This is a genomic window from Stenotrophomonas genospecies 3 (assembly GCF_054473855.1).
In genome coordinates, this window is the sequence record NZ_JBTMUR010000003.1 from 241,218 (window position 1) to 255,018 (window position 13,801).

The 13,801-nt window shown below is 67.6% G+C and carries 14 protein-coding genes; 10 read left to right on the plus strand and 4 right to left on the minus strand.

Annotation, left to right across the window (positions count from 1 at the left end; translation table 11 throughout):
• Positions 1 to 161: 161 nt before the first annotated feature.
• Both phbB and gluQRS read right to left on the minus strand, forming a co-directional pair.
• Positions 162 to 902: an acetoacetyl-CoA reductase gene (phbB, locus tag ACX9OT_RS05995; protein WP_049401241.1), complete on the minus strand. Its 741-nt coding sequence runs from the start codon at positions 900 to 902 to the stop codon at positions 162 to 164.
• Between the two features lie 17 nt (positions 903 to 919).
• Positions 920 to 1,840 carry a tRNA glutamyl-Q(34) synthetase GluQRS gene (gene gluQRS / locus ACX9OT_RS06000; RefSeq protein WP_459001390.1) on the minus strand — a complete coding sequence of 307 codons (921 nt, stop codon included), beginning with the start codon at positions 1,838 to 1,840 and terminating at the stop codon, positions 920 to 922.
• Between the two features lie 93 nt (positions 1,841 to 1,933).
• Here gluQRS and htpX point away from each other — a divergent pair, with 93 nt between their 5' ends.
• A complete protein-coding gene (gene htpX, locus ACX9OT_RS06005) occupies positions 1,934 to 2,800 on the plus strand; it encodes a protease HtpX (RefSeq protein ID WP_049457138.1) in 867 nt (288 codons plus the stop codon).
• A 20-nt stretch (positions 2,801 to 2,820) separates the two neighbouring features.
• A complete protein-coding gene (locus ACX9OT_RS06010) occupies positions 2,821 to 3,183 on the plus strand; it encodes a hypothetical protein (protein WP_459001393.1) in 363 nt (120 codons plus the stop codon).
• 285 nt (positions 3,184 to 3,468) lie between these two features.
• On the opposite strand, the gene ACX9OT_RS06015 is transcribed toward ACX9OT_RS06010, so the two are convergent.
• Positions 3,469 to 4,296, minus strand: coding sequence for an inositol monophosphatase family protein (locus tag ACX9OT_RS06015; RefSeq protein WP_049401244.1), 828 nt, complete (start codon positions 4,294 to 4,296; stop codon positions 3,469 to 3,471).
• Between the two features lie 120 nt (positions 4,297 to 4,416).
• Between ACX9OT_RS06015 and ACX9OT_RS06020 the strand changes: the two genes are divergently transcribed.
• The 3 genes from ACX9OT_RS06020 (at position 4,417) to ACX9OT_RS06030 (ending at position 8,289) form a co-directional block, all read left to right on the plus strand.
• A complete protein-coding gene (locus tag ACX9OT_RS06020; RefSeq protein ID WP_459001395.1) occupies positions 4,417 to 5,187 on the plus strand; it encodes an RNA methyltransferase in 771 nt (256 codons plus the stop codon).
• Positions 5,188 to 5,263: 76 nt separating this feature from the next.
• On the plus strand, positions 5,264 to 6,166 hold the full coding sequence (locus tag ACX9OT_RS06025) for a phosphate/phosphite/phosphonate ABC transporter substrate-binding protein (RefSeq protein ID WP_459001503.1): 903 nt from the start codon (positions 5,264 to 5,266) through the stop codon (positions 6,164 to 6,166).
• Positions 6,163 to 8,289, plus strand: coding sequence for a putative bifunctional diguanylate cyclase/phosphodiesterase (locus ACX9OT_RS06030; RefSeq protein WP_049423917.1), 2,127 nt, complete (start codon positions 6,163 to 6,165; stop codon positions 8,287 to 8,289). Before ACX9OT_RS06025 ends, ACX9OT_RS06030 begins: the two co-directional genes overlap by 4 nt.
• Before the next feature lie 73 nt (positions 8,290 to 8,362).
• On the opposite strand, the gene epmB is transcribed toward ACX9OT_RS06030, so the two are convergent.
• Positions 8,363 to 9,403 (minus strand): EF-P beta-lysylation protein EpmB, encoded by a 1,041-nt coding sequence (gene epmB / locus ACX9OT_RS06035; RefSeq protein WP_459001398.1) that lies wholly within the window; start codon positions 9,401 to 9,403, stop codon positions 8,363 to 8,365.
• Between the two features lie 96 nt (positions 9,404 to 9,499).
• Between epmB and efp the strand changes: the two genes are divergently transcribed.
• The 5 genes from efp (at position 9,500) to ACX9OT_RS06060 (ending at position 13,756) form a co-directional block, all read left to right on the plus strand.
• Complete coding sequence (gene efp, locus ACX9OT_RS06040) at positions 9,500 to 10,066, plus strand: elongation factor P (RefSeq protein WP_014037874.1); 567 nt, start codon at positions 9,500 to 9,502, stop codon at positions 10,064 to 10,066.
• Between the two features lie 197 nt (positions 10,067 to 10,263).
• Positions 10,264 to 11,607 carry a TRZ/ATZ family hydrolase gene (locus ACX9OT_RS06045; protein ID WP_459001400.1) on the plus strand — a complete coding sequence of 448 codons (1,344 nt, stop codon included), beginning with the start codon at positions 10,264 to 10,266 and terminating at the stop codon, positions 11,605 to 11,607.
• Positions 11,608 to 11,631: 24 nt separating this feature from the next.
• The gene (gene ubiG, locus ACX9OT_RS06050) at positions 11,632 to 12,348 is read left to right on the plus strand and encodes a bifunctional 2-polyprenyl-6-hydroxyphenol methylase/3-demethylubiquinol 3-O-methyltransferase UbiG (protein WP_459001402.1); all 717 of its coding nucleotides are present in this window, start codon (positions 11,632 to 11,634) and stop codon (positions 12,346 to 12,348) included.
• Positions 12,345 to 13,040: a phosphoglycolate phosphatase gene (locus tag ACX9OT_RS06055; protein WP_110712927.1), complete on the plus strand. Its 696-nt coding sequence runs from the start codon at positions 12,345 to 12,347 to the stop codon at positions 13,038 to 13,040. The genes ubiG and ACX9OT_RS06055 overlap by 4 nt, the downstream gene beginning before the upstream one ends.
• A gap of 11 nt (positions 13,041 to 13,051) precedes the next feature.
• Positions 13,052 to 13,756 carry a squalene/phytoene synthase family protein gene (locus ACX9OT_RS06060; RefSeq protein WP_459001404.1) on the plus strand — a complete coding sequence of 235 codons (705 nt, stop codon included), beginning with the start codon at positions 13,052 to 13,054 and terminating at the stop codon, positions 13,754 to 13,756.
• The last annotated feature ends 45 nt before the right edge of the window (positions 13,757 to 13,801 follow it).

Sequence of the window (13,801 nt, forward strand, 5' to 3'; positions counted from 1 at the left end):
ACGCGCAGCATGGCGCAGTGCAGCAGCCGTTGCAACCGCCTCAGCCCCCGCCAGGCTTGGCTTTCGGCGGCGATCATGTTGCGCAACAAGGGTTTGCGTGCTGCGCAGCATGACTCTTGGCAGGGGCCGGCGGCGTTCGCCGCGATGGCCCGCTGCGCGGCTTACCAACCCATATGGTGGCCGCCGTTGATGTCCAGGTTGCTACCGGTGATCCACGAGGCTTCATCGGCGACCAGGAACGAGACGCCGTAGGCGATTTCCTCCGGCTTGCCCAGGCGTCCGGTGGGGATGTCGGCGATGATCTTGGCACGCACCTCCTCCGGCACCGCCATCACCATGTCGGTAGCGACGTAGCCGGGCGAAATGGTGTTGACGGTGATGCCAAAACCGGCGTTCTCGCGGGCCAGCGAGATGGTGAAGCCGTGCATGCCGGCCTTGGCCGCCGCGTAGTTGGCCTGACCGTACTGGCCCTTCAGGCCGTTGATCGAGCTGATCTGGATGACCCGGCCCCAGCCGCGGCGGCGCATGCCCTCGATGACCGGACGGGTGACGTTGAACACCGAATTGAGATTGGTGTTGATCACATCGTGCCACTGGTCTGCGCGCATGCGGTGGAAGGTGGTATCGCGGGTGATGCCGGCGTTGTTGATCAGGATCTCGACCGGACCCAGTTCGGCCTCGACCGCGCGCACCAGCGCTTCGGCGCTGTCCGGATCGGAGACATCGCCCGGGAAGATCGACACGCTGTAGCCGCGTTCGGTCATCGCCTGCTGCCAGGCGCGGGCCTTGGCCTCGTCGCGGTAGTTGGTGGCGACCCGGTGGCCCTGGTCGGCCAGGCGTTGGCAGATGGCGGTACCGATGCCGCCGGTTCCGCCGGTGACCAGTGCGACGCGAGATGTCATGGAGTGCTGTCCGGGTATCAGGTGGGGGAAGGGTGATTCTGCAACATCGGCGCGGAAAGTGCGCCGGCCGGCAACAGGATGTCGCTACGCGGCAACCGCGCCGGGTCGAAGGCCCGTTGCGCGGCGGCGAGCAGCGCGTCCAGCTCCTGCGCGTGGTCCAGCGCCTCAGGGGCTTGGCCGAGCAGCTGCCAGAGCTGGCGCAGCACCGGCATCGGGCGTTCGCTGTCCACCGGCAGCGCCGCCAGTGACTTGGACAGCTTGTGGCCCGGCGTATCCAGCAGCAGCGGCAGGTGCCAGTAGCGTGGCACCGCCAGACCCAGCGCCTGCTGCAGCAGGATCTGCCGCGCGGTGGAGTCGAGCAGGTCGGCACCGCGCACCACTTCGGTCACGCCCTGCGCGGCGTCATCGACCACCACCGCCAACTGGTAGGCCCAGCAGCCATCGGCGCGGCGCAGCACGAAGTCGCCGACCTCGGCCTGCACGTCCTGCTGCTGCGGGCCGCGCAGGCCATCGTCGAAATGCACGATGCTGCGCGGTGGCACGCGGAAACGGACGGCGGGGTCCGGTCGTGGTTGCCGCGCTACGCAGCGGTGATGGATGCCGCCGCTGGCAGCCAGCTCGCTGCGGCTGCAGTGGCAGACAAAGGCCTGGTCGCTGGCGAGCAGTACATCCAGCGCGGCCTGGTAGGCCTCGCCGCGCGTGCTCTGCCAGAGCACCGGGCCATCGTGGGCCAGGCCGAACGCGGCCAGCGCCTGCAGCTGTGATTCCGCCGCACCGGGCACGGTGCGCGGCGGGTCGACGTCTTCGACGCGCAGCCGCCACAGGCCGCCGTGATGGCGGGCGAGCAGCCAGCTGCCGAAGGCGGCGAGCAGGGATCCGGGGTGGAGCAGGCCGGTCGGCGAAGGGGCGAAGCGGCCGCAGGGAATGGGGGAGGTCATGCTGGCTGAATCGTCGGTCAGGTTGGCGCTTGAATTCAAGCTGACCGCACCGCAAATTGATCGATATCGACCCCTTCCGAGCCGGAATTTCCCATGTTCACCCGTATTGCCCTCTTCCTGGCCACGAACTTTGCCGTGCTGATCCTGGCCAGCATCGTGATGTCGCTGTTGGGAACCGACCCCAGCAAGATGAGCGGCCTGCTGATCATGGCCGGCATCTTCGGTTTCGGTGGCTCCTTCATCTCGCTGCTGCTGTCCAAGTGGATGGCCAAGCGCTCCACCGGCGCGGTGGTGATCACCGAGCCGCGCAACCAGACCGAGCGCTGGCTGCTGGCCACCGTCGAGCGCCAGGCCAAGGCGGCCGGCATCGGCATGCCCGAAGTGGCCGTGTATGAAGGTCCGGAGATCAATGCCTTCGCCACCGGTGCCAACCGCAACAACGCGCTGGTGGCGGTGTCCACCGGCCTGCTGCACAACATGAGCGAAGACGAGGCCGAAGCGGTGCTGGGCCACGAGATCGCCCACGTCGCTAACGGTGACATGATCACCATGGCCCTGCTGCAGGGTGTGCTGAACACCTTCGTCATCGTACTGGCCCGCGTGGTCGGCGGCATCATCGACAGCGCACTGTCGGGCAACCGCGAAGGTGGCGGTCGTGGCTTCGCCTACTACATCATCGTGTTCGTGCTGGAGATGGTGTTCGGCCTGTTCGCGACGATGATCTCGATGTGGTTCTCGCGCCACCGCGAGTTCCGCGCCGACGCAGGCGGTGCCTCGTTGGCCGGCCGCCAGAAGATGATCGCCGCGCTGGAACGCCTGCAGCTCAACCACGGCCAGAGCACGCTGCCGACCCAGATCGCGGCGTTCGGTATTGCCGGTTCGACGGCGAAGAAGCTGTTCATGAGCCACCCGCCGCTGGAAGAGCGCATCGCCGCGCTGCGGGCGTCGACGGTGGCGTAAGCCTCCGTACTTCCACGGTAGTGCAGGAACGCCTGGCCTCGCGCCGGGCGTTTTTGTTTGCGCGCGCACGCATGGGTGGTGCCGGGATCATTTCCGCGACCGCGGAGGGGTGTCACTTTCTTTGCTCGTGCAAAGAAAGTAACCAAAGAAACACGCCGCCGGGGCGCGAGCCGATGCTGCGCATCGGTACCCTGCGCTCCTCGGTCCGTCGAGGGACGGTGCGGGAACTCGCTGCGCTCAGACACCCGCACCTCTTCGCCCTCGCCGGACCTGCGGTGCTCGGCTCGCTCAAGGCGGACTGGAAGGTCAAGATCAACGGCAACGGCAACGGCAACGGCATCCACGCATGGCGTGGACCTACTGGGTGCAGCTGTGGCATTTGACCTTGGGTCCGCCTTCAAGCGAGCCGAGCATCGCAGGGGAATCAGGGGCGAAGAGGCGCCGATGTTTGAGCGCAGCGAGTTCGGCGCCGTCCCCTGATTCGCCGAGAAGCGCAGGGTACCGGCGCGTAGCGACGGCTCGCGGCTGGCGGAGCGTTTCTTTGGTTACTTTCTTTGCGCGCAAAGAAAGTGACACCCCTCCGCGGTCGCGGAAACGAATCTCCGTGCGCACAAACGAAAACGGCACCTTCGCAGGTGCCGTCTCCAAGAACCGCGTCTACGCGCAGATCAGAACTTCGCGTCGAACTCCGCCGCGTAACCGGTGTTGACCAGTACCTTCTGCAGCGACTCGGCCACCTTCAGGTTGCCGGCCACGATCTGGTGGGTCTCCGGGCCACGGTTATCCATGCGGCCCAGGGTCGCGCCCTTGAAGTCGCAGACCTTGCCACCGGCCTCGCGGACCAGCAGCAGGCCGGCAGCGATGTCCCATGCCTTTACGCCAGCTTCGAAGTAGGCGTCGGCGCGGCCGCAGGCCACGTAGGCCAGGTCCAGTGCCGCCGAGCCGGTGCGGCGGATGTCTTCGCCGTGTACCAGCAGGGCGTCGACCGCCTTCAGCTGGGCGCTGGCGCGGTTGCGCTCACGCGGCGCGAAGCCGGTGTGGATCATGGTGCCTTCCAGATCCTTGCGTTCGGCCACGCGGATGCGGCGGTCGTTCAGCACGGCGCCGGCGCCACGGCTGGCGGTGAACAGTTCATTGCGCAGCGGGTCGAAGATGACCGCATCGGTCGGCTCGCCGTTCTCGACCAGGGCGATCGACACGCAGTAGTGCGGCACGCCGCGCAGGTAGTTGCTGGTGCCGTCCAGCGGGTCGATGACCCACATGTGGCGACGCTCGCCCTGCACGCCGCCTTCCTCGCCGAATACACCGTATTCGGGGTAGGCGCGCTTGAGTTCCTTGACGATGACCTTTTCCGCGTCCGCATCCACTTCGCTGGCGTAGTCCATCCGGCCCTTCTGCACCACGTTCAGTGCCTCGAGCTTGTTGATGTTGCGCAACAGGACGTTGCCGGCGAGGCGGGCGGCCTTGACCATGACGGTTACGGCGGGTTTCTGCATGGCGTGGGCTCCCGGAAAGGCAGAAGAGATGGACTGGCGGGGGAAAAGAGCGGGTCCGGCGCAGTGGCCGGCTGCACAGTTTACCATTGGTCATCGTCCAGCTCGACCTTTTCCCTGTTCATGTCCCAGTTTCCTGCCGCCACCCGCCTCCGATTCGTCCTGGTCGGTACCCAGCACCCCGGCAACATGGGCGCCGCCGCCCGCGCCCTGAAGACCATGGGCCTGGCCCGCCTGGTGCTGGTTGCCCCCGAAAAGCCACTGGACGAGGAGGCCTTCCGCCGCTCGGCCGGTGCCGAAGACGTGCTGGGGGATGCCCCGGTGGTGGCCACCCTGGCCGAGGCGGTGGCCGATTGCCGCCTGGTACTGGGCTGCACCGCCCGTGCACGCCGCGTCCAGCTGGAGGAGTACCTGCCCGCCGATGCCGCTGCCCGCGCGGTGGCCAAGGCCGGCGAGGGCGCCGAGGTGGCGCTGGTGTTCGGCCGTGAGCGCACCGGCCTGACCAACGAGGAACTGCAGCTCTGCCATGCAGCGGTGCACATCCCGTCCGACCCGGAGTTCAGCTCGCTCAACCTGGCTGCCGCCGTGCAGGTGCTGGCCTATGAAACGCGCATGCAGCTGCTGGGCGCGCAGCCGGCCACCGATGCCGAGCCTGGCTTCCGCGAACAGGCGGCCAGCCACGAGCAGATGGAGAGCTTCTTCGCCCAGCTTGGCGACACGCTGGACGAGATCGATTTCCACAAGGGCCGCGCCCCGGAATCGGCGATGCGCAAGCTGCGCCGCCTGTTCCTGCGCAGTGAGCCCAGCGAGCAGGAAGTGCGCCTGCTGCGCGGCATCCTCGCCGACACCCAGCGCATGGCGCGACTGGCCCAGGCAGGCGGCAAGGGCAGCTGACGACGTTCTCATTTTTTCGGGTAGTCTGTCCGGATACCCAGGGGGGATGAAGCCTGTGTCGGGTCTGCGAAAGGCAATGCAGGGGGGACTGCTGAGCCTGGCCATGGTCCTGCTGGCCGGGACGGTGCGTGCAGCACCGGACCCGGTGCTGGTGCTGGGCCGGATCAGCGATGATCCCAAGGCCCATTACGAGCAGCTGCAACCATTGCTGGACTACGTGGTGGCGCGCATGCACGACGTTGGCATCAAGGAGGGGAGGATCCTGATGGCACGCGACCCGCAGCAGATGGCCAGCTATCTGCGGCGGGGCAGGGTCGACTGGGTCACGGAAACCTCCGGTACGGCGGTGGCGCTGGGCCAGCGCAGTGGCGCCCGTCCACTGCTGCTGACCGAGCGCAACGGCGTGCGTGATTACCAGACGGTGTTCTTCGTGCGCCGCGACAGCCCGATCCAGCGCGTTCAGGATCTGCGGGGCCATCGCCTGGCCCTGCAGAACACGGCGTCCACCAGTGCCTATCTGGTGCCGGTGATGACGTTGCTGCAGGAGGGCCTGTCGCCCCAGATCCTGGCCGGTGCATGGGACATGCCGGGCCGGGACAGTGTGGGTTACGTATTTGCACGCAGCGAGCTGAACATCGCGACGTTCGTGCACAAGGGGGTGGTTGACGTGGGGGCGGTGAGCAGCGTGGACTGGAACGACGAGCGGCGGATGCCGGCAGCGTTCCAGCGCGACTTCCGCGAGCTGCTGCGCACCGAGCCCTACCCGCGTGCGGTGGAGATGGTCCGCGCCGACCTTGATCCACGCGTGCGCGATCGCCTGCAGGAAGTACTGCTGCAGGCGGCCAGCGACCCGCAGGCACAGGGGGCGCTGCATCGGTTTTTTGGCACTTCCGGGTTCCACCGCGTCGATGCGCATGCGCAGCAGCGGTTGGATGAATTGAAACAAGGATTGACGCGCGTGCGGATGGAAGTGGAATGAAGTGGCTTGGCTCGGGGATGCAGGCCCGGTTCCTGCTCGCGATGGGCGGGGCGATGGTCGTGGTGATCGCGATCCTTGCGGTGTTGTTGGGGCGGCAGGCCGCGATGCAGGGCGAGGTGCGCAACCTCAGCGGCGGCGTCATCCATGAATTGTTCGACCGCAGCGTGCGCAGTCGCGGCGAGGCGATGGCGCGTGAGCTGTCCGACGCGCTGGCCAACCCGTTGTACTACCGTGACCTGGATCAGGTGGGCGTACTGGTGCGCAGTACCGCGCGCCAGCCCGTGGTGCGCTATGTACTGGTGTTCGATGAACGCGGCCGGCTGGTACACGATGGCTCGGTCGAGGTGTCCGGATTCGGTCAGCCGATGGCCGATCCACTGGCACCCAAGGCCGCGGCCGCGCAGATGCTGGTCGTGCAGGAGTCACCGAAGGTGCTCGACAACACCATGCCGATCATGATCGGCAACCAGCGCATTGGCGGCGTCCGGGTCGGCATGGCGCTGGATGAGGTGCAGCAGCGCGAGCAGGCGGCCAACGCCACCCTGGGCGAGCGCCTGCAGCAGGTTGGCAGCCGTCACCTGGGCTGGCTGCTGCTGATGCTGGGCCTGCTGGTGGTGATCGGCGTGGTGGTGATCCTGTACGTGCAGCGCACCCTGGTCGCGCCGATCCGTGATCTTGCCGTCGCCGCCCGCCGCATCGAGGCCGGTGACTACCAGACACCCCTGGCCGAGAACACCCGCGACGACGAGGTCGGCGAACTGGTCCGCGGTTTCGCCCGGATGCGCGATGCGATCGCACGCCATGACCGCGAAGTGCGGCGCATGGCCTATACCGACGCGCTGACCGGGCTGACCAACCGGCTGGCATTCCGCGAGGCGCTTGATCATCGGTTGATGGCGGCCCGTGCCGCCAATCACCGGCTGGGCCTGCTGTTCGCCGATATCGACGATTTCAAGCGGGTCAATGACACCCTTGGCCACGAGGCCGGCGATGAGGCATTGCTGCAGTTCGCCCAGCGTATCGGCCGTGCGGTCACCGAGGCCGGGGGCGATGAAGCCCTGCTGGCCCGCTTCGGCGGCGACGAGTTCGTGATCCTGGTCGGCGACGGTGATGTGGCCGCCAACGCGCGGCTGCTGGCCGAAGTGCTGGTGCGCGAGCTGGGCAAGCCGCTGGTGGTGCAGGGCAGGGAACTGTTCCTGGGCACCTCGATCGGCGTGACCCTGTTCCCCGACGATGCTGCTGATGCGACCACGCTGCTGAAGAACGGCGACATCGCCATGTACCAGGCGAAGATGGCCGGCAAGAACTGCTATCGCTATTACAGCCGGGCGATGGACCATGCGGTCGAGCGTCGCGTGCATATGGAACAGGAGCTGCGCGGCGCCTGGGAGCGCGGTGAGCTGCGCCTGGCCTACCAGCCGATCTTCCGCATGCGCGACCGCCGCATGGTCGGCGTTGAAGTACTGCTGCGCTGGCAGCATCCGACCCTGGGCACGATCCCGCCCTCGGTGTTCATCGAGGTGGCCGAGCAGAGTGGCCTGATCGAGATCATCGGCCCGAAGGTGCTGCGTGCGGCCTGCATGGAGGCCTCGCAGTGGCCGCGCGGGGCAGCGGGCGATGAGCTGTTCGTGTCGGTCAACGTGTCACCGCGGCAGCTGCGTGGCGGCGAACTGCCGGCACTGGTCGCGCAGTGCCTGCATGAGTCCGGGCTGCCGGCGTCGCGCCTGCACCTGGAGCTGACCGAAACCGCCGTGATCGGCGACGAGATGGTTGCCGCGCAGCTGCTGGACAAGCTGCACCGCACCGGCGTGAAGGTGTGGCTGGACGATTTCGGTACGGGCTTCTCCGGGCTCAGTCATCTGCGCCAGGTGCCCGTGGACGGCGTGAAGATCGACAAGAGCTTCGTTGCCGACATGCAGCGCGATCCCGACGACCTTGCGCTGACCACGGCGATCATCGCCATGGCCCACGCGCTGGGCATCACCGTGGTGGCCGAGGGCATCGAGCAGCAGGCACAGTTCGAGCTGCTGGCGCAGCGCGGCTGCGACCTTGGCCAGGGCTACTGGCTGAGCCACCCGGTGACCGCCACCGAAGTGGTGCGGATGATCGAATCGGGCGTCTGACCCCAAAAAAGGGGACGGAGGGAATTAAGTCGCAAATGCATAAGCGACTTAATTCCCTCCGTCCCCTTTTTTGTTACAGCGGGCGCTTGCTCGGGTCGCCGGGCAGTTCGCGCACCAGCTTGGGGATCAGGTAGCCGGACAGGCGTGCGGTCAGGCCGGCAATCAGCGCCTTGGCCTGGGTGTCGTCCACTTCGAAGTGGGCCACGCCCTCGACCCGGTCCAGCTGGTGCAGGTAATAGGGCAGCACGCCAGCAGCAAAGCTGCGCTCGCTCAGGTCCTGCAGGGCCTGCACGCTGTCGTTGACCCCGCGCAGCAACACCGCCTGGTTCAGCAGCTGGGCGCCGGTGCCGCGCAGGCGGGCCATCGCTGCGTCCACGCTGGCGTCGAATTCATTGGCGTGATTGGCATGGACCACGATCGCCAGCGGCCAGGGCAGGCTGCCCAGCCAGGAGACCAGTTCATCGTCCACGCGCTCCGGCAGCACGATCGGCAGCCGGGTATGGATGCGCAGGCGGCGGAGATGCGGAATCGCGCGCAGGGCGTCGGTCAGCTCCACCAGCTTGTGCGTGGCCAGTGACAGCGGGTCACCGCCGGACAGGATCACTTCGTCAATGTCCGGGTCAGCGGCGATGGCGGCTACGGCCTCCTGCCAGCCGCCCTTGGCGGCGTTTTCCGCGCCATAGTCGAAGTGGCGGCGGAAGCAGTAGCGGCAGTTGATCGCGCAGCTGCCGGTGGCGACCAGCAGGGCGCGACCGCGGTATTTCTGGATGACCCCGGTGGCCTTCTTGGCAGCGCCATCGCCCACCGCATCGAAGCTGAACCCGGGTGCCGGACGCATTTCCTCGTCGACCGGCAGCACCTGGCGCAGCAGCGGGTCGGCCGCATCGCCCACGCGCATGCGCGCCACGAAGCCCTCGGGCACGCGCAGCGCGAACTGGGCCATGGCCGCCTCCGAGACGCCCAGCGCGGCCGGGTCCAGCTGCAGCCGGGCCAGCAGGGCGTGCGGGTCACGCAGCGCCTGGCGCCAGAGCTGCTGCCAGCGCGCGGGCGTACCTGGCGACTGGGGCCGTGGGAAGGCGGAAAGCTGCATGGAGAGGGGGCCTGCGGTTATCATGGGGGCAGAAAAACAGTCGCCCACCGGCATCCGGTGGGCTTTCCATTCTAACGGCTCGCCGCACCCGCGGCGTTTTTGCCACTCAGGAGTTTACGCATGGCCAGCTACGGCATGAACGACGTCAAGAACGGGATGAAGATCCTGGTCAACAACCAACCGGCCGTCATCATCGACACCGAATACGTCAAGCCGGGCAAGGGCCAGGCCTTCACCCGCGTGAAGTACCGCCTGATCAAGGACGGCCGTACCCAGGAAGTCACCATGAAGTCGACCGACTCGCTGGATGCAGCCGACGTCGTCGATACCGACATGAACTTCATGTACAGCGACGGCGAGTACTGGCACTTCATGGACCCGGAATCCTTCGAGCAGGTCCAGGCCACCAAGGCCGGCATGGGCGGCGCCGAGAAGTGGCTGAAGGGCGAAGAGTCCTGCGTGGTCACCCTGTGGAACGGTGAGCCGATCTTCGTGCAGCCGCCGAACTTCGTTGAACTGAAGATCACCGAAACCGATCCGGGCGTCCGTGGCGACACCTCGGGCGGCGGCGGCAAGCCGGCCACCCTGGAAACCGGCGCCGTGGTCCGCGTGCCGCTGTTCGTGAACCAGGAAGAAGTGATCCGCGTCGACACCCGTTCGGGCGAATACTCCGCACGCGTCAAGTAATCCGGCGCAGCCGGATCATGGTAGTGCCGGCCGCTGGCCGGGTACGCGCCATCGCATTCGCGCTGGCGCTCCCATGATCTGCTTCGGCAGATCATGGGCCCCGCTTCACGAGTCTCCAGACCCCGCCGCTTCGCGGCAGCCCCTGACTCAGGGGCGTGTCCCCCAGAAGTATCTCGCCCCACAGCCAGTGAGCCCGCATGAGCGATAGCCCGCACCTCCCTGAAGCCTGCGACCTGCTCATCGAAGCCGGTTACGTCGTTCCGATCGAGCCGCACGCGGTGGTGCTGGAAGACCATGCCGTTGCCGTGCGTGGCAGTGAAATCGTGGCCATCCTGCCGCGTGCCGAGGCGCGCGCGCGGTTCCGCGCCACCCAGGTGGTGAGCCGCCCCGAGGCTGCCCTGATGCCGGGCCTGGTCAATGCGCACACGCACAACCCGATGACGCTGCTGCGCGGCGTCGCCGACGACCTGCCGCTGATGACCTGGCTGCAGCAGCACATCTGGCCGGTGGAAGCGGCGGTGATCGGCCCCGAATTCGTTGCCGACGGCACCACCCTGGCCATCGCCGAGATGCTGCGCGGCGGTACCACCTGTGCCAACGAGAACTACTTCTTCGGCGACGTGCAGGCCGCGGTCTACAAGAAGCACGGTTTCCGCGCGCTGGTGGGCGCGGTCATCATCGATTTCCCCACCGCCTGGGCCAAGACCGATGACGAATACTTCGCCAAGGCCGGTGAACTGCACGACCAGTGGCGCACCGATCCGCTGATCGGCACCGCGTTCGCGCCGCATGCGCCCTACACGGTCAACGATGCCAACTTCGAGCGGGTGCGGATGCTGTCCGACCAGCTCGACATGCAGGTGCACCTGCACACCCACGAGACCGCGCAGGAGATCAACGATTCGATCAAGCTGCATGGCCAGCGCCCGCTGGCGCGGCTGGATCGGCTCGGCCTGGTCAACGACCGCCTGATCGCGGTGCACATGACCCAGCTGACCGATGCGGAAATCCACCTGTGCGCCGAACGTGGCGTCAGCGTGGTGCACTGCCCGGAATCGAACCTGAAGCTGGCCTCCGGTTTCTGCCCGGCCTGCGCCCTGCAGCGCGCCGGCGTGAACCTGGCGATCGGCACCGATGGCTGCGCCAGCAACAACGACCTGGACATGTTCAGCGAGAACCGCACCGCGGCGATCCTGGCCAAGGCCGTGGCCGACGATGCGACCGCGCTCGATGCAGCGACCACGCTGCGCGCCTCCACCCTGAGTGGCGCCCGCGCACTGGGCTTCGGCGACCGCATCGGTTCCATCGAAGTCGGCAAGCAGGCCGATCTGGTCTGCGTCGACCTGTCCGCGCTGGAAACCCAGCCGCTGCACAACGTCCTGTCGCAGCTGGTGTACGCCACCGGCCGCCAGCAGGTCAGCGACGTCTGGATTGCCGGCAAGCCGAAGCTGGTGCAGCGCGAGCTGGTCGGCATGGACCTGCCGGGCATCATCGCCAACGCGCGCCAGTGGCGCGAGCGCATCCGTCATATCCGCGCCTGAACCCCGGCGCCGCAAGGACCCCTCATGACTGCCCCCCACGCTTCCTCCAATTTCGATCAGGCCGAGCTGGACAAGTTCGCCGCGCTGGCCAACCGCTGGTGGGACGCTGACGGCCCGCAGAAGCCGCTGCATGCGCTGAACCCGGTGCGCCTGCAGTACGTGGCCGATCGCGTGCCGCTGCGCGGTGCGCGCGTGCTCGACATCGGTTGTGGTGGCGGCCTGTTGAGTGAAGCGCTGGCCCAGGCCGGTGCTGACGTCACCGCCATCGACCTGGCCCTGGAACTGGTCAAGGTCGCGCGCCTGCATGCGCTGGAAAGCGGCGCCCAGGTCGATTACCGAGTGCAGGCTGCCGAAGATCTGGCCGCCGAGCAGCCGGGCAGCTTCGATGTGGTCACCTGCATGGAAATGCTCGAGCACGTGCCCGACCCGGGCGCGATCATCGAGGCCTGCAAGCGCCTGCTGAAGCCGGGCGGCCACCTGTTCCTGTCGACCATCAACCGCACCGCCGCCGCCTTCGCGGTGGCGATCGTCGGCGCCGAGTACGTGGCGCGGCTGCTGCCCAAGGGTACCCACCACTACCAGGAATTCATCAAGCCTGCCGAGCTGGCGCGCTGGCTGCGCGAGGCCGACATGCAGCTGGTGGATGTCAGCGGCATGGCCTACGAGCCGTGGCGCAACCAGGCCCGCCTGAGCAGCCGTACCGACATCAACTACCTGGCCTACGCGGTGAAGCCGGCATGACCGCGGCCCGCTTCCCGCGCGCGGTGCTGTTCGATCTGGACGGCACCCTGCTGGACAGCGCGCCGGACTTCGTCGCCACCTGCGACGCGATGCTGGCCGAGCGTGGACGCGCACCCATCGATCCGGCCGCGCTGCGCCCCGTGGTGTCGAAGGGCTCGCGGGCGATGGTCTCGGCTGCGTTCCCGGAACTGGACGTTGCCGCACGTGACGCGCTGATCCCGGAATTCCTGCAGCGCTACGAAGCATTGATCGGCCAGCACGCAGTGCTGTTTGATGGCGTGGCCGGCATGCTCGCCGCGTTGGACGATGCCGGTACGGTGTGGGGCATTGTCACCAACAAGCCTGAATACCTGGCGCGCTTGATCCTGCCGCAGCACGGCTGGCAGCAGCGCTGTGCGGTACTGGTGGGTGGTGACAGCCTGGCCGAACGCAAGCCGCATCCGCTGCCGTTGCTGCACGCCGCGCAGGCCATCGGCATTGCCGCCGAAGACTGCGTGTACGTGGGCGACGACGAGCGCGACATCATCGCCGCGCGTGCCGCGGCCATGCCGTCGGTGGCGGCGTTGTGGGGCTATCGCCTGCACAGCGACGATCCGCTGGCCTGGCAGGCCGACGTGCTGGTCGAGAACGCCGAACTTCTGCAACTGGCCAGCCTCTGGCCGACCCGGCCGGCAGCCCCGGCCCAGCCGTAAGGAATCACGTAGTGAGCAGTACCGCGCTGGACAGTTTCCTCGACAAGTGGCGCAGCCGTTGGCCGGAGTGGTCGGTGGCCGCCCCGTTCGTGGCCGAATCGCAACGCGAGCTTGCGGTGGCGTGGTTCGCGCTGCTGCAGGAATTCGACGACATGCTCAACACCAGCGGCGACCCGTTGCCGGCCGACGCCAAGCTGGCGTGGTGGGGCGAGGAGCTGCGCAGCTGGGCCGCGCATCGTTCGCGCCATCCGCTGGGCCGCCTGCTGGAGCCGGTGCGTGCGCCGTGGGCACAACTGGCCGAAGCGCTTCCGGATCTGGTTGAAGCGCGTACCGTCGCGCTGGATGCAGCCGGTGCCGAGCGTGCGCTGGCCCATTACGCTGAAGCCGTGGCTGCGGTGGAGGCAGCCCTGTTCGCGGACAAGCCGCGCACTGGCGCCGGTCGTGCGGTGCAGCTGCAGACCCTGGCCCAGCGCCTGCAGGATGCCGGCGCAGCCGGTGTGCCGCGCAGCCTGCTGGACGGTGATGCCAGCACGGCCGCACTGCGCTGGGCGCAGCATCTGTTGAAGGGCTGGGGCAGCCGCGTGCCCGGCCCGCGCCCGCGCCGCGTGTGGTCCAGCCTGGCGCGTGCACGCGTTGCCGCGCAGGCGGCAGGCAAGCCGATCGAAGCCACGCCGGTACGCACCCTGCTGCGTGTGTGGTGGGCTGCGCGCGGCTGATCCAACGTACCTGGTAGTGCCGGCCGCTGGCCGGCATCCAGCAGG

Excerpts from the sequence above, each read along its gene's own strand:
- ACX9OT_RS06020 (WP_459001395.1), top strand. The coding sequence starts at position 4,417 with ATGTCCCAGTTTCCTGCCGCCACCCGCCTCCGATTCGTCCTGGTCGGT.
- htpX (WP_049457138.1), top strand. The coding sequence starts at position 1,934 with ATGTTCACCCGTATTGCCCTCTTCCTGGCCACGAACTTTGCCGTGCTG.
- ACX9OT_RS06045 (WP_459001400.1), top strand. The coding sequence starts at position 10,264 with ATGAGCGATAGCCCGCACCTCCCTGAAGCCTGCGACCTGCTCATCGAA.
- ACX9OT_RS06030 (WP_049423917.1), top strand. The coding sequence starts at position 6,163 with ATGAAGTGGCTTGGCTCGGGGATGCAGGCCCGGTTCCTGCTCGCGATG.
- ACX9OT_RS06025 (WP_459001503.1), top strand. The coding sequence starts at position 5,264 with ATGCAGGGGGGACTGCTGAGCCTGGCCATGGTCCTGCTGGCCGGGACG.
- ubiG (WP_459001402.1), top strand. The coding sequence starts at position 11,632 with ATGACTGCCCCCCACGCTTCCTCCAATTTCGATCAGGCCGAGCTGGAC.
- ACX9OT_RS06015 (WP_049401244.1), bottom strand. The coding sequence starts at position 4,296 with ATGCAGAAACCCGCCGTAACCGTCATGGTCAAGGCCGCCCGCCTCGCC.
- ACX9OT_RS06055 (WP_110712927.1), top strand. The coding sequence starts at position 12,345 with ATGACCGCGGCCCGCTTCCCGCGCGCGGTGCTGTTCGATCTGGACGGC.
- efp (WP_014037874.1), top strand. The coding sequence starts at position 9,500 with ATGGCCAGCTACGGCATGAACGACGTCAAGAACGGGATGAAGATCCTG.
- phbB (WP_049401241.1), bottom strand. The coding sequence starts at position 902 with ATGACATCTCGCGTCGCACTGGTCACCGGCGGAACCGGCGGCATCGGT.
- gluQRS (WP_459001390.1), bottom strand. The coding sequence starts at position 1,840 with ATGACCTCCCCCATTCCCTGCGGCCGCTTCGCCCCTTCGCCGACCGGC.
- epmB (WP_459001398.1), bottom strand. The coding sequence starts at position 9,403 with ATGATAACCGCAGGCCCCCTCTCCATGCAGCTTTCCGCCTTCCCACGG.